Source organism: Streptomyces sp. NPDC050211 (assembly GCF_040656035.1).
Lineage (GTDB): Bacteria > Actinomycetota > Actinomycetes > Streptomycetales > Streptomycetaceae > Streptomyces.
Map to the genome: position 1 here is coordinate 1 of NZ_JBFALC010000032.1, position 15,768 is coordinate 15,768.

The 15,768-nt window shown below is 69.1% G+C and carries 16 protein-coding genes; 2 read left to right on the forward strand and 14 right to left on the reverse strand.

The genetic code is table 11. From position 1 onward, the window contains the following. Positions 1-650 precede the first annotated feature (650 nt). The gene (trpS, locus tag AB0I98_RS27885; protein WP_362946535.1) at positions 651-1,649 is read left to right on the forward strand and encodes a tryptophan--tRNA ligase; all 999 of its coding nucleotides are present in this window, start codon (positions 651-653) and stop codon (positions 1,647-1,649) included. A 48-nt stretch (positions 1,650-1,697) separates the two neighbouring features. On the opposite strand, the gene AB0I98_RS27890 is transcribed toward trpS, so the two are convergent. The 14 genes from AB0I98_RS27890 to AB0I98_RS27955 form a co-directional block, all read right to left on the reverse strand. Then, positions 1,698-2,294: a hypothetical protein gene (locus AB0I98_RS27890; protein WP_362946538.1), complete on the reverse strand. Its 597-nt coding sequence runs from the start codon at positions 2,292-2,294 to the stop codon at positions 1,698-1,700. After that, entirely contained in the window at positions 2,291-3,067 is a 777-nt protein-coding gene (locus AB0I98_RS27895) for a carbohydrate ABC transporter permease (protein WP_362946768.1), read from the reverse strand. Before AB0I98_RS27895 ends, AB0I98_RS27890 begins: the two co-directional genes overlap by 4 nt. A gap of 110 nt (positions 3,068-3,177) precedes the next feature. Beyond that, positions 3,178-4,128 (reverse strand): sugar ABC transporter permease, encoded by a 951-nt coding sequence (locus tag AB0I98_RS27900; protein WP_362946541.1) that lies wholly within the window; start codon positions 4,126-4,128, stop codon positions 3,178-3,180. Then, entirely contained in the window at positions 4,125-5,405 is a 1,281-nt protein-coding gene (locus tag AB0I98_RS27905; RefSeq protein WP_362946544.1) for an ABC transporter substrate-binding protein, read from the reverse strand. Before AB0I98_RS27905 ends, AB0I98_RS27900 begins: the two co-directional genes overlap by 4 nt. A 90-nt stretch (positions 5,406-5,495) precedes the next feature. After that, the gene (locus AB0I98_RS27910; RefSeq protein WP_362946771.1) at positions 5,496-6,230 is read right to left on the reverse strand and encodes a cupin; all 735 of its coding nucleotides are present in this window, start codon (positions 6,228-6,230) and stop codon (positions 5,496-5,498) included. Continuing rightward, positions 6,224-7,177, reverse strand: coding sequence for a PmoA family protein (locus AB0I98_RS27915; RefSeq protein WP_362946547.1), 954 nt, complete (start codon positions 7,175-7,177; stop codon positions 6,224-6,226). The genes AB0I98_RS27910 and AB0I98_RS27915 overlap by 7 nt, the downstream gene beginning before the upstream one ends. After that, entirely contained in the window at positions 7,174-8,268 is a 1,095-nt protein-coding gene (locus AB0I98_RS27920; RefSeq protein WP_362946549.1) for a Gfo/Idh/MocA family oxidoreductase, read from the reverse strand. The genes AB0I98_RS27915 and AB0I98_RS27920 overlap by 4 nt, the downstream gene beginning before the upstream one ends. 215 nt (positions 8,269-8,483) lie before the next feature. Next, positions 8,484-9,296 carry a pyrroline-5-carboxylate reductase gene (gene proC, locus AB0I98_RS27925; protein ID WP_362946552.1) on the reverse strand — a complete coding sequence of 271 codons (813 nt, stop codon included), beginning with the start codon at positions 9,294-9,296 and terminating at the stop codon, positions 8,484-8,486. 112 nt (positions 9,297-9,408) lie between these two features. Further along, on the reverse strand, positions 9,409-10,197 hold the full coding sequence (locus tag AB0I98_RS27930; protein ID WP_362946555.1) for an ABC transporter permease: 789 nt from the start codon (positions 10,195-10,197) through the stop codon (positions 9,409-9,411). Then, complete coding sequence (locus tag AB0I98_RS27935; protein WP_362946557.1) at positions 10,194-11,003, reverse strand: ABC transporter ATP-binding protein; 810 nt, start codon at positions 11,001-11,003, stop codon at positions 10,194-10,196. The genes AB0I98_RS27930 and AB0I98_RS27935 overlap by 4 nt, the downstream gene beginning before the upstream one ends. Positions 11,004-11,343: 340 nt before the next feature. Further along, the gene (locus AB0I98_RS27940) at positions 11,344-12,108 is read right to left on the reverse strand and encodes a class I SAM-dependent methyltransferase (protein WP_362946560.1); all 765 of its coding nucleotides are present in this window, start codon (positions 12,106-12,108) and stop codon (positions 11,344-11,346) included. A 129-nt stretch (positions 12,109-12,237) separates the two neighbouring features. Further along, positions 12,238-12,765: an EamA/RhaT family transporter gene (locus AB0I98_RS27945; RefSeq protein WP_362946563.1), complete on the reverse strand. Its 528-nt coding sequence runs from the start codon at positions 12,763-12,765 to the stop codon at positions 12,238-12,240. A gap of 43 nt (positions 12,766-12,808) precedes the next feature. Continuing rightward, positions 12,809-13,090 carry an SH3 domain-containing protein gene (locus AB0I98_RS27950; protein WP_362946774.1) on the reverse strand — a complete coding sequence of 94 codons (282 nt, stop codon included), beginning with the start codon at positions 13,088-13,090 and terminating at the stop codon, positions 12,809-12,811. 77 nt (positions 13,091-13,167) lie between these two features. Continuing rightward, a complete protein-coding gene (locus tag AB0I98_RS27955) occupies positions 13,168-13,488 on the reverse strand; it encodes an SH3 domain-containing protein (RefSeq protein ID WP_362946566.1) in 321 nt (106 codons plus the stop codon). A gap of 180 nt (positions 13,489-13,668) precedes the next feature. On the opposite strand from AB0I98_RS27955, the gene AB0I98_RS27960 reads away from it, so the two are divergent. Beyond that, positions 13,669-15,762, forward strand: coding sequence for a serine/threonine-protein kinase (locus tag AB0I98_RS27960; protein ID WP_362946568.1), 2,094 nt, complete (start codon positions 13,669-13,671; stop codon positions 15,760-15,762). Positions 15,763-15,768: the final 6 nt, after the last annotated feature.

Here is a 15,768-nt window from a genome sequence, read left to right on the forward strand (position 1 = left end):
CCTCGCCCCGACCGAACGGTCGGAGACGGGGTATCAACATATCTGGCGTTGATTTTTGGCACGCTGTTGAGTTCTCAAGGAACGGACGCTTCCTTCGTACTCACCCTCGCGGGCTTTCCTCCGGGCTTCCCTTCGGTCTTGCGTTTCCGACTCTACCAGACCTTTTCTCGACCTGATCCCCAGTCAGCGGGGTTTGCCTTCCCGGCCGTTGGGCCGTTCCGACGAGTGAGACTTTAGCGGATTCCTTGCTCCCGAGCTAATCGGGGGCTGCGGTCTCTCGATCGCGGATTCCTCATTCCGTAAATACGCATACCAATGACGCGACAGCAGAATGATCACTGCTCGTCGAGTAGTGGTTGGTACTTACGGATTGGCTGTCCGGGGACCGACCGGAGTCGGCGCTCACGTCGGACAACTCGGAGAACAGTACGTACCGGGTCTGGGAGTGTCAACTTGGGTCCGCTGGGGGCCGTGGAGGCGTAGCCTGGCCTGCATGACGACGCGTACGTGTACCCAGCTGTGGTGGGCCGCCTGACGGCGGCCGTACTCACGTATGCAACCAACGGCCGCCGCTTCGGCGGCCGTTCTCGTATCTCCCTCCGGGAGGGTCGGCCGGCCGGGTGCGGCGGTCTCGACCAGGAGGTGGAGAGATGACGCGGGTCTTCAGTGGGGTCAAGCCGACCGGGCATCTGACGCTGGGGAACTATCTGGGGGCCATGCGGCTGTGGGCCGCGGTCGATCAGCATCAGGCGGATGCGCTGTTCTGCGTCGTCGACCTGCACGCGCTGACCGTGGACCACGATCCGGCGCGGGTGCGGCGGCTCAGTCGGCAGGCGGCGACGCTGTTGCTCGCTGCGGGGCTGGATCCGGCGCTGTGCACCGTATTCGTGCAGAGCCATGTGGATGAGCATGCGCGACTGTCGTATGTGCTGGAGTGCGTGGCCACCGACGGTGAGATGCGGCGGATGATCCAGTACAAGGAGAAGGCGGCGCGTGAGCGCGAGCGGGGCGGGAGTGTGCGGCTGTCGTTGCTGACGTATCCCGTGCTGATGGCGGCGGACATCCTGGCGTATGGGACCGATGAGGTGCCTGTGGGGGATGACCAGGTTCAGCATGTGGAGCTGGCGCGGGATCTGGCTGTGCGGTTCAACCAGCGGTACGGGCATACGTTCGTGGTGCCGCGGGCGACGTATCCGAAGGTGGGGGCGCGGGTGATGAACCTGCAGGAGCCGACGTCGAAGATGGGGAAGAGCGAGGACGTCGGGCCGGGGATCGTCTATCTGCTGGATGAGCCTGACGTGGTGCGGAAGAAGGTCATGCGGGCCGTGACCGACAGCGGGCATGAGGTCGTGTACGACCGGGAGGGGCGGCCCGGGGTCGCGAATCTGCTGGAGATCCTTGCGGCCTGTACGGGTGGGAACCCGGAGGGCTTGAGCGGTGTATATGAGTCGTATGGCGCGTTGAAGAAGGACACCGCTGACGCCGTGGTGGAGTTCCTCAGGCCCGTACAGGAGAGGCACAAGGAGTTGTGCGCGGATCCTGGTCATGTGGAGGGGGTGTTGCGGGATGGGGCTGAGAAGGCACGGGCGATGGCGCGGCCAACTGTGGATACCGCCTATCGCGCGATCGGGCTGTTGCCGCCTGCCTGAGATAGCCAGGCGGCTGTCGTCCTAGTCCCGTCCTTCTGGTCCCGTCCTTTACGTCCCGGCTGTCTCCCTTCGCCTTGCCACTCCGGCCAGGGCGAGTGCGAGGGGGCCCGGGGTCAGGAGGGCGAGCGGCAGCATCATCCAGGCGCAGAGTGCAGCCGTGGCCACCGCGAGCAGGACCAGGGCGCTGCCCGCGGGGTCACGTGCTGTGTCGGTCGCGGCTGCGCGGAGTGCCGCCCGCCAGTCGGTGAGGGACTCGGGGCGGGCGCAGGCCCGTAGGGCGATGGTGAGGGCCACTGCTGTGAGTGCTGTGGCCGCTGTCGCGAACAGCCGTGCTCCTGGCAGGCCCGCGCTTGCCAGGGCCAGGTCCGCGATCACCAGCAGGGTGGCGGCCAGGGCGAGTGCGCCCGCGGCCAGGTCACCGGGGCGCAGGCGTTGGCGGAGCAGGGCGAAGTAGCGGCCAGCGGTGGAGGGTTCGTGGTTGGCCGCGCCTCTGAGTACGGCGCAGGCGGTGGAGAGGGCGGCCGGTGCGGTGATCAGGGGGAGGCAGGTGAGGGTGGTGGCCAGGCCGATGCTGAGGACGTCGGCGAAGAGGGTGGCGCGCGGGCCGAAGAGTTCGCCGGGCTCGCGGTGGGGTGTCGTGCTCATCCCTTGACCCCCGAGGAGGCCATGCCTTCGACGAGGAAGCGTTGGAAGGCGAGGAAGAACAGGACGATCGGGAGGAGGGCGATCACCGACATCGCGAACATGGGGCCGAAGGAGGACTGGCTGGAGGCGTCGACGAACTGGCGGAGGGCGAGGGTGAGCGTGAACTTCTCGGGGGTGAAAAGGTAGATGAGCTGGGTGAAGAAGTCGTTCCAGGTCCAGATGAAGGTGAAGATGGCGGTGGTGATCAGGGCGGGGCGGGTCAGCGGGAGGATGACCGAGAAGAACGTGCGGAAGGGGCCGCAGCCGTCGATCGTCGCCGCTTCCTCGAGTTCTCGCGGCAGACCGCGCATGAACTGGACGATGAGGAAGACGAAGAAGGCCTCTGTGGCCAGGAACTTCGGCAGGATCAGCGGCCAGTACGTGTTCACCATGCCGAGCTGGTTGAAGACGATGTACTGCGGGATCAGTACGGCGTGGTGCGGCAGCATGATCGTGGCGATCATGAAGGCGAACAGGGGCCCTCGCATACGGAACTTCAGCCGGGCGAAGGCGTATGCGGCGAGCGAGCAGCTGATGACGTTGCCGAGGACCGCGCCTCCTGCGACGAGCAGGGAGTTGAACAGCAGACGGCTGATGGAGACGTCGTTCACGCCGTCCAGCGCGATGCTGTAGTTGGACCACTCCAGGTGGGACGGCAGCAGCTTGAGGCTGGCGATCACCTCGTCGGCGGGCTTGAGCGAGGTCGCGAGCAGCCAGACCAGCGGGTAGAGCATCACCAGCAGGGCGGCGAGGCAGCCGATGTGCAGGGCGATGCGGTTCAGCGGCAGGCGTCGCCGTGCGTCCGGGCTGGAGTCGGCTTTGCGGGGGGCGTCGGTGGCGAGGGTCATCGGGCCCCTCCCTCGGTCTCGTTGGCGTAGAAGACCCAGCTGCGTGAGGTCTTGAAGAGGATGGCCGTGACCAGGCCGATGGCGGCGAGCAGGACCCAGGCCATGGCGGAGGCGTAGCCCATGTGGGAGGCGACGAAGCCGCGGTCGTAGAGGTAGAGCGTGTAGAAGAGCGTCGAGTCGGCTGGGCCGCCCTTGCCGGCGCTGATGGCGAAGGCCGGGGTGAAGACCTGGAAGGCCTGGATGGTCTGGAGCACCAGGTTGAAGAAGAGCACCGGGGACAGCATGGGGATGGTGATCGAGGTGAAGCGGCGCCAGGTGCCGGCGCCGTCGACTGCGGCCGCCTCGTACAGCTCGGCGGGTATCTGCTGGAGCCCGGCCAGGAAGATGACCATGGGGGCGCCGAACTGCCAGATGGTGAGGAGGGCGACGGCCAGGAGGGCCCAGTCGGGGCGGTTGACCCAGCCGCCGGTGCCGAGGATGCGGTCGACGGTGCCGCCGTCGTTGAACAGGGCCCGCCAGACGAGGGCGATGGACATGGAGGCGCCGAGGAGGGAGGGGGCGTAGAAGGCGGAGCGGTAGAAGGCCTTGCCGCGGCGCATCGATTTCAGGGCCAGGGCCACTGCCAGGGCGAGCGCTAGCTGGAGGGGGACGGCTATGACGACGTAGGTGAGGGTGGCGAGGACGGAGCGCCAGTAGCGGGGGTCCTCGGTGAACATCTGGGTGTAGTTGCGTAGGCCGATCCAGCGGGGGGCGGTGAACATGTCGTAGTCGGTAAACGACAGGTACAGCGACACGGCCATCGGGAGCAGGGTGAGCACGCTCGCGCCGAGCACCCATGGGGAGAGGAAGACCCAGGCGGCTCCTTCGCGGCGGCGTCGGGAGCGGCGCGGGGCGGGGGCCTTGTCGGTCTGGGCGGTGCGGGCGACAGGGGTTTCGGTGGTGGTCATTGCCTCAGCTCCGCCTTCGCCTCGGTGAGGTAGTTCTCGGCCGCCTCGCGGGGCGACAGTTTGCCGAAGGACACCTGGTCGTAGTCGCGCATGAAGGTGGTCTGCAGTCCGCTGTCGCCGGAGGGCGGTGCCTGGGGTGGCGGTTTGAGTTCGCCTTCGACGGACTGCTGGAAGTCAGCGATCTGCTTGTCGATGCCGGTGAGTTCGGGGACGACGGTGTCGCGGGCGGTGTCGTTGACCGGGATGCTGCGGGTGGCGCCGAGGATGCGGGCCGCGTCGATGTCGTTGACCATGAAGTCGATGAACTCGGCGGCTTCCTTGGGGTGGCCGGTGGAGTCGGCCACGGCCATGAACATGGAGGGCTTGAAGTACTGACCGACGCCGGCGGGGCCGGCGGGAAGGGGGCCGAGGACGAGGTTGTCGCCGAGGATCGGGACGAAGCCGGCGGTGGGGGCGTCCCAGTTGAAGTCGCCGGAGGCGGTGCCGCGGCCGAGGGGCGTGTTCTCGACGGTGCCGTCGACCTGGGTGGTGTCCTCCGCAGCGGAGACGGCTCCCTCGCGGCGCAGTCCGTCGGTGAAGATCCAGTAGCGGGTGAGGTCGTCGGCGGTGAAGCCGGGGTCGCCGTCCCTGGTGTAGAGGGACTTGCCCTGGCCGCGCAGCCACGCCTCGAAGACGTCCTCGCTCTGGCCGGGGTCGACGGAGCCGGGCTTGCCGGTGCGCTCGGAGACGGTGCGTACGGCGTTGGCCCAATCGTCCCAGGTCCAGCCGTTGGCCGGGAGGTCGACGCCTGCCTTCTTCCACTGCTGGGCGTCGTAGGCGAAGGTCTCGGTGCCGCGGCCCTGTGGGATGGCGTACTGGGTGTCGTCGACCTTGCCGGTGGCGAGGAGGCCGGGGTCGATGTCGCTGGTGTCCAGGACGGTGGACTGGGTGCCGAGGTCGAGAAGGATGCCGCCCTGGGCGTACTGGTCGATCTGGCGGTAGTCGAGCTGCATGACGTCGGGGGCGTCGCCGCCGGCGGCCTGGGTGGCGAGTTTCTGTTTGTAGGCCTCGTAGCCCGCGAAGGAGGTCTGGATGTCGATGCGGGGGTGTTGCTTTTCGAAGAGGGCGATGGCCTTCTCGGTGCGTTCGGCCCGGTCGGGGTTGCCCCACCAGGTGTAGCGCAGCACGGTCTTGTCGCCGGTTGCCTGGTCCGACCCTCCGCTGCAGCCGGTGCCGAGGGCACTGAGTGCGAGCGTGAGGGCCAGAGCCCAGGACCTCGTTGTCCTGTTGCCGGGCATGGGGTGTCGAGTCTCCTCTCGGAGGTGGGGGATGCGGGGCGCGGAGCGTGTGGGGATGGGGGGCTGCGCGTCCCGGAGGGGCTCGGGCTGTCAGCCGCTGGGGAGTTGGTATTCGTCGCGGCGGCCGCACATGCCGTAGCCGCCGAGGCGGAGGGGGTCGGTGCTCAGGGCGGTGGCGGTGGCGAGGTAGTCGCCCCCGGTTCCGGTGGCCAGGGCGTCGAGTTGGGTGCCGGTTTGCTGGGCGGCGGCGAGGGCGCCGCGTTCCCAGATGCCGCGCCAGGCGGCGGCTTTGGGGGCGACCAGGCGGGCTGCGGCTTCCTGGAAGGCGCGGTATGGGACGGGGTCGCCGGCACGGAGGGACTCGCGCAGGGTGAGGTAGCCCTCGACGGCGAGGTCGCGGCGTTTGCGGGCGGCGGCCTCGATGTCGGGGCTGTCGAGGGGCGGGAGGGTGGCCGCGGCGGCGTAGCGGTCGGGGTCGTCCAGGTAGTCGGAAGGGAAGGTGAAGACGGCGTCGCCGGCTTCGGGCAGGCCGCTGTTCTGCATCAGGACGGTGATGCGGAGGTCCTCGCCCTGAACCATGCGGTGGACGGTGCCGGGGGTGAACCAGGCGACCGTGCCTGCCTGGAGCGGGAGTTCGCGGTAGCCGTCGGGGCTGAGGGTCTGCACGCTGCCGGTGCCGCCGGTGACGACGTAGGCCTCGGTGCAGACCAGGTGGAGATGAGGGCTGCCGCCGCAGACGCCGTCGGCGGCCTGCCAGTCGTACGGAGAGAGATGGGAGAGGGCGATGCCGCCGGGGAGTGGGGGTGTGCTGGGGAGGGTCACCAGTTCAGCTCCTTCAGTCGGGCCGCCACGCGCGCGGTGTCCCAGGCGCCGTCGGCGACGAGGATCCGGTAGCGGTACGAGAAGGACTCCCCCGGCGGGAGCGTGAACTCCTCGTGGAACGCCCAGGAGAAGGCGACGGTGGGGATGGGTTCGGAGCGGACGAACCAGTGGGAGGGGTGGATGGAGTTCTCGTTCTCGGGGGCGTGGGCGAAGACGAGGGTGGAGTGGCCGTCGATGTCGTCGTGTTCGGCGGTGAAGGCGAGCCAGGGAGTGTGGGTGCCCATGAGGTCGTCGGACGCGTCGCGGTCGTCCGGGCCGTCGGGGCCGAAGGCGCGGCCGCCGGTGAAGTCGCGGGGGCCGCGCCAGTGGAGGCCGGTGTAGCCGGCGTGCTCGCGGCCGGCGGTGGTCGGGGAGCCGAAGGTGAGGGGCTCGCCGTCCACGCGGGTGTTGGTCAGGTGGATGGACCAGTCCAGGGCCCAGGATCCGGAATCCTCGTCTACGTCGTGGAGGGTGACCGTGCGGGTTTCGCGGGCCCATTCGGCGCCCTGGTTCTCGATCCAGGTGAGGCGCTCGGTGAAGGCGAGGCGGTCGGCGGAGACGTCGAGGGTGTCGAAGCCGTCGTGGCGCATGGAGCCGATGCGGTCGCGGAGGGGGAGATAGCCCTCGCCGTGGATGTAGGAGTGGCCGCCCCAGAAGTTCTGGCCGGAGAGGTGGCTGGCGGTCATCTGTACGCCCTTGTGCCAGCGGTGGTCGTTGGGGCGGTAGCCGGAGACGGGGTGGCCGGCGAGGGTGCGCAGGGGGTGGATGTACGGCTTGCGGGACTCGTAGGGATCGGGGTCGGGCTTGTAGACGTACTCCATCAACTGGACATCGCCGGATGCGACCGTGATGCGTTCGCCGTGGACGTGGGTCACCTGGATCTGCGGCTCGGCGGTGTGGGGGGCGGTCACTTGGGGCTCCATTCCGGGTGGTTGCCGTGCATCGCGGAGTAGAACGGGTCGCCGGGCGCGATCTCGCCGGCCCGGACGGTCGCGCCGGTGAAGGCCGACTTGTAGAGGGCGGCGGCGAATTCGAGGGTGCGGCGGGCTTCGGGGCCGCTGCCTGGGGGACGTACGCCCTGGTCGTGGGCGTCGAGGAGGGCGCCGAGCTGGGCCTTGTGGGAGCTGGGAGTGTCAGTGGTGGGTGGTGGAATGGGAGTTGAGCCGGGAGAGGGGGTGTAGGTCCAGTCGGTGTTGGAGTGACCGTAGAGGTGGGTGAGTTCGACGGTGGCGCGGTCGCAGTCGATACGGATGCGGCTGACCTCGTCGGGCGACAGGACGCTGTTGACGACGGTGGCGAGAGCGCCGTTCGCGAACCGGACGAGGGCGGTGGAGACGTCCTCGCTCTCGGTGGCGTGGACGAGGCGGGCGGCCATCGCGCGGATCTCGGTCCAGTCGCCGAGGAGGTGCAGGAGGAGGTCGTACTGGTGGATGCCGTGGCCCATGGTGGGGCCGCCGCCCTCGGAGGCCCAGCGGCCGCGCCACGGTACGGCGTAGTAGGCGGCGTCGCGGTGCCAGGTGGTCTGGCAGTGGGCTACGCGCGGGGTGCCGAGGGTGCCGTTCTGGATGAGATCGCGGGCGTGGACGGCGCCGGAGCCGTAGCGGTGCTGGAAGACGACGGAGGCGTAGGCGCCGGTGGCTTCCTCGGCGGCGGCGAGTTCGTCGTACTCGGCCAGGGAGAGGGTGAGCGGTTTCTCGCACAGGACCCAGGCGCCTGACTTCAGGGCGGCGAGGGTCTGCTGCTGGTGGAGGGCGGGTGGCGTGCCGATGAGGACGAGGTCGGGGTGCTCGGTGTCCAGCATGGTGGGCAGGTCGTGGTAGCCGGTGACCCGCTCACCGGCCAGTTTCTGGAATTCCGTGAGGCGGGTGGCGTCTACGTCGACTGCGGCCACGAGTTCGACGCGGTCGGCGTGGGCGCGGAGGGCGGGGAGGTGGCTGCCGGTGACGATGGCGCCGGTGCCGACGACTGCTGCCCGGAGGGGGGATGTGGAGCTGGATGGCATAGAGGGCACCTCAGGAAGGCCGGAGGGAAAGCGCTTTCCGCTGCTGCGTCCGACGTTAGGCACGCACCTGAGGGTGGGACAAGACGCGCGTCGCGATCAGTGATCAACAACTTCCAACACGGGAGGGGATTTCCGCGTGCTGGAGGGTTGGGTGGTGGTGAGGCGACGGAGTGCTGGGCGGCTCGGCTCCGGCATTGCTGCCGGAGACCATCGGCTCAGGCGTTGTTGCCGGAGGCCAGTTCGCGGCTGCGGTCGCGGGCGGCTTCGAGGGCAGCGATGAGGGCGGCTCGTACGCCGTGGTTCTCGAGTTCGCGGATGGCGTTGATGGTGGTGCCGGCCGGGGAGGTGACGTTCTCGCGGAGCTTGACCGGGTGTTCGCCGCTGTCGCGGAGCATCGTCGCGGCGCCGATGGCGGACTGGACGATCAGGTCGTGGGCCTTGTCGCGGGGCAGGCCGAGGAGGATACCGGCGTCCGTCATCGCTTCGACGAGGTAGAAGAAGTACGCCGGTCCCGAGCCGGAGAGGGCGGTGCAGGCGTCCTGCTGGGACTCCGGGACGCGGAGGGTCTTGCCGACGGCGCCGAAGATCTCCTCGGCGTGGGCGAGGTCGGCTTCGCTGGCGTGCGTGCCGGCGGAGATGACCGACATGGCCTCGTCGACCAGGGCCGGGGTGTTCGTCATGACGCGGACGACCGGGGTGCCGGTGGCGAGGCGGGCCTCGAAGAGGGAGGTGGGGATGCCGGCGGCTCCGCTGATGACCAGGCGGTCGGTGGGGACGTGCGGGGCGAGTTCGTCGAGGAGGGTGCCCATGTCCTGCGGTTTGACCGTGAGGATGAGGGTGTCGGCGGTCTTGGCGGCTTCCGGGTTGCTGACGGGGGTGACGCCGTAGCGGGTGCGGAGTTCTTCGGCTCGTTCCGGGCGGCGGGCCGTGACGAGGAGGTCGGCCGGGCTCCAGCCGGCTCGGATCATTCCGCTGAGCAGGGCTTCGCCGATCTTGCCGGTGCCGAGGACTGCGACTTTCTGGGTCATGGCTGGGGTGCCCTCCGGGGGTTGTCGTCCGGTGTCATCCTCGCATTTGGGGTGGGGGGCGGGGGTGGGTGTCCGGTGGGCGGGATGTTGTGGGGCGGGTGAGGCGGGGGTGTCAGGTTGTTCGGCGGCGGAGGGTTGCTGCGCCGAGGGTGAGGACCAGGAGGGCGCAGCCGGCGACGATGAGGGTGTCTCGGATGAAGTTGGCTGTCATGTCGGTGTGTTTGAGGACTTCGTTCATGCCGTCGACGGCGTAGGACATGGGGAGGACGTTGGAGATGGCCTCGAGGGCGGGGTGCATGTTGTCGCGGGGGGTGAAGAGGCCGCAGAGGAGGAGTTGGGGGAAGATCACCGCCGGCATGAACTGGACTGCCTGGAACTCGGAGGCCGCGAAGGCCGAGACGAAGAGGCCGAGGGCTGTGCCCAGGAGCGCGTCGAGGAGGGCCACCAGGAGGAGGAGCCACGGGGAGCCGGTGACGTCCAGGCCCAGGAACCAGACCGCCAGCCCCGTCGCCAGCGCCGACTGGATGATCGCCAGCGTGCCGAAGGCCAGGGCGTAGCCCGCGATCAGGTCGCCTTTGCCCAGGGGCATGGCGAGGAGGCGTTCCAGCGTGCCCGACGTACGTTCGCGGAGCGTGGCGATCGACGTGACCAGGAACATCGTGATCAGGGGGAAGATCCCCAGGAGTGACGCGCCGATGCTGTCGAAGGTGCGCGCGCTGCCGTCGAACACGTAGCGCAGCAGGAACAGCATCACGCACGGGACCAGGATCATCAGCGCGATCGTGCGCGGGTCGTGGCGGAGCTGGCTGAGGACTCGTGCCGCGGTGGCGGTGGTGCGGGAGACGTTGAGGGCGCTGGTGGGGGTGGGCCTCATCGTCGTACGCGTCGTGGTCGTACTCATCGCGTCGTCTCCTTCGTGCGGGCGGCCGCGACCGCCTCGTCCACCAGGTGCAGGAAGGCCGCCTCCACCGTCTCGGATCCGGTACGGGTGCGGAGGGCGTCCGGGGTGTCGTCGGCGAGGATCTCGCCCTCGCGCATGAGCAGCAGGCGGTGGCAGCGCTCGGCCTCGTCCATGACGTGGGAGGAGATGAGGAGGGTTGCGCCGCGTGTGGCCGCGATGTCGTGGAAGAGGTTCCAGAGGTCTCGGCGGAGCACCGGGTCCAGGCCCACTGTCGGTTCGTCCAGGACCAGGAGTTCCGGAGTGCCGAGGAGTGCTACGGCCAGAGAGACACGGCTGCGCTGGCCGCCGGAGAGGTTGCCTGCCAGGACGTCGGCGTGGCTGGTCAGGTCGACCTCGGAGATGACTCGGGTGACGTCCTCGTGCCGGTGCTCTGCGGCTGCGCGGGCCGGGTTCAGGATCGCCGCGAAGTAGGCCAGGTTCTGGCGGACGGTGAGGTCGTCGTAAACCGACGGGGCCTGGGTGACGTAGCCGATGCGGGTCCGGAGGGTGGGGTGGCCGGCCGGGCGGCCCAGGACTTCCAGGGTGCCCGTGACCTTGGCCTGGGTGCCGACGATCGCCCGCATGAGCGTCGACTTGCCGCATCCGGAGGGGCCGAGGAGGCCGGTGATCTGGCCCGGGGGGACCGTGAAGTCGAGGCTGCGCAGGACGGTTCGGGGGCCTCGGATGACGGTTAGGTCGGTGGCTTGGATCGTGGGCGGCTTCGGGGTTGGGGTGGGTGCGGGTGGGCCGGACGTGTAATTCATCATACGGTGAATAATGCTCCGGTGGGGGGTGGGCGTCAAGGTGGAGGGGTGTTGGGGGTGGATGTGTGTTGGGGAGCCGCGTCGAGGTGGGAGGACATGTTGGCGCAGGGGTGTGTGCGGGCGGGCGGGTTTGCGTAGGGGCGCGGGCTCCGGTTGGGGCTCCGGGCTGTCTGCTCCTGAGGCGAGGGCGCGCGTCTCCCTCGCGGGCGCCTTTGGGGCGAGGGGCGTGCCGTGCATCTTCGGCGCTCTGCGCGAGGTGCCCCTTGCCCCCGCGGGTTCCTCGTTGCGCCGCCGCTATGCGGGGACGGGGACGGGGGCGGTTGTGCGGACGTGCGATGCGGGGTCAGGGGTGCCTGGCGACGAGGAGGTCCACGTCGTAGGTCTCCTCAACGGTTCCGTGGGGGAAGAGGGCCAGGAGGTGCTGCTTCTCCTCGGCCAGGAAGGCTATGCGGGTTTCGTCGCTTTGGACCAGGAAGATCGAGTGGCTGCCGATGTTGGCCAGGTGGGTGTCGATGGGGACGCGACGGCTCCAGCGGACCATGCGGCGGGTGAAGTCGAGGCGGCCGGAGGGGTCGGCGGCGCGGGTGCTGGCACCGTTCGTATCGACGACCGGGTCGGTGCCGAAGGCGTGTCCGATGCGGCGTACCTGGGCGGCGATCCAGGGGACGTCCAGGGCGTACGTGTTCCACCACAGGGCGAGTGCGCCGCCGGGGCGCAGGACGCGGAGCGCCTCCGGGACCGAGTGGTCCGGGTCGGTCCAGTGCCATGCCTGCGCGTAGGTGAGGAAGTCGACGGAGGCGGTGGCCAGGGGGAGGGCGTTGCCGGTGCCTCGTACGAGGGGGATTCCGGGGTTGGTGCGGTGGAACTGGGCCGCCATGCCGTCGCCCGGTTCGACGCCGATCACGTCCGCGCCGCGGGCGTGCAGGAGGGCGGTCGCTATGCCGGTGCCGGCGCCGATGTCTGCGACGCGGGCGCCGGTGAACGGGCGGGCGGCGAGATCCTCGATCGCGTCGAAGAGGGCGGGCGGGTAGGAGGGGCGGTTGGCGGCGTATTGGGCTGCGGCTGCGTTGAAGGAGAGGGCTCGGGTGAGGTGGGAGGAAGCCGTCATAGGGACATGGTGGATGGGGGTCGGGGCGGCAGCGGTGAGATTCCGGTAAGAGCGATGTGGGGCGCGCTCAACCCCGCGACCAGTGCACCGCCGCGACCGCCCTCAGACCACCCTCGGCCAAGCCCGGTTCTAGCCCTTCCCGCGCCGCTTCTTCTTCGAAGGGTTGCCCGAGCGGCGTGTCGTCCGCTTCTCGTGGCGCTCTCGGGCTGCTGCGTACTCCTTACGGTGGAGCCTCTCGCCGGGGGCCTCGACGAGGGAGCGGATGAAGTAGGCGAGGAGGGAGCCGACGAAGCCGATGGCCAGGAGGCCGCGGAGGGAGGACTGACGGTCGGGGTCGGGGCGGTTGCCGAAGGCGTCCCAGGTGTGCCGGAAGGCGAGTGCCGTGCAGACGGCGAACATGGCGACGACCAGGAGGTTGACGAAGCTGCCGGTGTCGGCGATCTGGAGGCCCTCGTAGGCGAAGCGGAGGACGAGGCAGGCGGCCACCGTGGTCGCGAGGGAGCCTGCGGCGGCTGCGATACGGCGGGTCGTGTAGCCCTTGTCGTGGTTCACCCAGGTCGTGCCGAAGAAGCGGATGGGTTCGGGGCGGGGGGCCGGAGTGTCGGGGGTGCCGTGGGAGCCCGCGGGGGTGGCCGGGGTGCCGGAATCGTCGCTCACGGGTCGATTATGGCGCCGGGGTGGCCGCGGGCTCCTGGCGGGATCAGGAGCAGCGCGGCTTGATGTAACCGTCACTGCCCGTGTTCACGTACGCGTCCGCCACGAACTCGCCGTCGTCGATGTTGTCCCAGATGTTCGACGTACCGTACGGGCCCGTCACTGTCGTACCCGGCGTCTGACAGAAGATCGGGACCATGGCTCCCTCGGGCAGGACGCGGACGATGGCGTAGTTGGTGCCGGGTCCTCTCCGGACGTTCAGCCGGACGTCCTCGGCCACCGGGTAGTAGCGCAGGGTCGCGGACTCGGCCACAGGCGTAAGCGCCATGAGAAAGGCCGCCGTGGCGCCTGCGAGCATGATGGATCTGCGTCTTCGGGATGTCATCGTTCTCTCTCCGAGAGGGGTCAGTCGCAGCGCGACGCGATGTAGCCGTCGCTGCCGGTGTTCACATAAGCGTCCGAGACGAATTCGCCGTTGGCGATGTTGTCCCAGATGTTCGACGTGCCGTACGGGCCCGTGACCGTCGAGCCCGGCGTCTGGCAGAAGATCGGGACGCGGGAGCCTGCCGGCAGGACACGCACGATGGTGTAGCTGGTGCCAGGACCGCTACGGACATTCAGGCGGACGCCCGGGGCGACCGAGTAATAGCGCACGGCCGCGGCTGCGGCCGTCGTGACGGCCTCCCCCTCGCCGCCCTGGGCCTCTTCGACATGGTCAAGAGCCATGGAAAACCTCCCCCGTTGCACCCATGCATTCCATGGGCCCCGTTGATTCCCTCAAAACGAGTCAAGAAACACATGTACGTAACTCGCACACGGAGGCTAGCAAGTCGCCTCTGTCTCGTACGAGTCATCGACTAGGCTCCGTGCGTCGCGCGCGCCGACGAACAGCACGGGGGTGGTCCCATGGCGCCACAGCGGAACGCCGGAGCGGGCGCGGAAGCGGACCTTCCCGAGTACGCCGGCCACTACCGTCTGGAGTCCTGTCTGGGGTCGGGCGGCATGGGTGTGGTGCACCTCGCGCGGAGCACCTCGGGACTGAAGCTCGCGGTGAAGGTCGTACATGCCGAATTCGCCAAGGACCCTGAGTTCAGAGGGCGGTTCCGGCAAGAAGTGGCAGCGGCGCGGAGGGTCAGCGGTGCCTTCACCGCACCCGTCGTCGACGCTGATCCGGAGGCCGAACGCCCCTGGATGGCCACGCTGTTCATACCCGGTCCGACGCTGGCCGACCAGGTGAAGCGGAACGGCCCTCTGGCCCCTGCCGAGCTACGTCGGTTGATGGCCGGGCTGGCGGAGGCGCTGCGCGACATTCACCGCGTCGGGGTCGTGCACCGCGATCTGAAGCCGAGCAATGTGCTGCTCGCCGAGGACGGTCCGAAGGTCATCGACTTCGGTATTTCTCGGCCCAAGGACAGCGAACTGCGCACCGAGACCGGGAAATTGATCGGTACGCCGCCCTTCATGGCACCCGAGCAGTTCCGGCGGCCGAGGGAGGTCGGACCCGCCGCCGACATCTTCGCCCTCGGCTCCGTGATGGTCCACGCGGCGACCGGACGCGGCCCGTTCGACTCCGACAGCCCGTACGTCGTCGCCTACCAGGTCGTACACGATGAGCCGGATCTGAAGGACGTGCCGGACAATCTCGCGCCACTGGTGCTGCGTTGCCTCGCCAAAGAGCCTGAGGATCGGATCACGCCGGACGAGCTCATGCGGGAACTGCGGTCGGTGGCAGCGTCGTACGACACACAGGCGTTCATACCGACGCAGCGAACTGTCGATACGGCCCCGAGGCCCGAACCTCGCGCCGAGAAGCCAGAACGACGGTTCGGGAGACGTCTTCGCAGACGGGTTGGCATCGCGGCCGGCGTCCTCGGCCTCGTCGTCGGCGGTGGGTTCGCCTCGGCCCAACTACTCGGCGACAACTCCACGCCGCAGGACGCCGCACCCCGGACCACGTCGGCCGAGTTCAGCTCGTGGGAGGCCAGGCCGCAGGCGAATGGCGCCGGTATGTCCCAATGCTCGTACGGAGCGGGCAAGTTGTTCTGTGCACGACCCGGGCTGGTCTTCGCTCTCGATCCGTCCGACGGCAGCCTGCTGTGGCGTCGGCCCGTCGCCGATGTGCGCAAGAGCGGGCCACCCGTCCTGTCGGGCGGTCTGGTACAGCTCCTGACGAACGGGGACCGACGCCTGAAGGCCCTCGATCCCGCCTCGGGCACACTGCGCTGGCAGCAGAACGTGCCCGCCAACAGCGCCGTGGACTACACCGGCAGCATGCTGCTGCTCACCGGCGCCGACGGCACGGTCACCGCCGTCGACAGCGCGTCGGGCCGCACCAAGTGGAACCACTCGATAGCCGGCCAGAGCAGCCCGACCTTCGCGTCGTTCGCCGGTGACCCGGTGGCCTATGCGGCCAGCCCTTCCCTCGACGGGTCCAGCACTCGGGTCGCCGGGGTGGACCCGGACACAGGTGCCGTTCGATGGGAGACCCGGCTGAACGGGATCCTGAAGCCCATCGGCACCAGCGGGGGATCCGTGTTCTTCCTCTCCCTCGACAGCGCCACCGGGGATGCCCGAGCGGTGGTGCGCTACACCCCTGAGTCCGGTGCCGCGCGCCGGGTCGATCTGCCCGTCCCGCGCACGGCCGCCGAGGCCACCGTGCACGGGAACAACGTCTACGTGCTGGCCGCCGGCGGTTCGCTCGACGCCGTCGGCATGGAGGCACGGAAGCCGCTGTGGCATCTCGAAACCTCCGCGAGCCGCAGTTCGACGCCGGTCGTCGACAGCCGCCATGTGTACTTCACCGCCGCCGACGGACGACTGCTCGCCATCGACGCCCGGAAGGGCAGATTCGTCGGGCAGACACCGCCGCGCCTCGGGGCGAACTCGGAGGTGGTCACGACCTCACCGCCGCAGCCCGTCCTCACCGACGGCCACATCTACGCCGCCGCCCCCGACGGCACCGTCTTCGCCCTCGACGCACGCGATCCGTCCACCTGGTAGCACAGG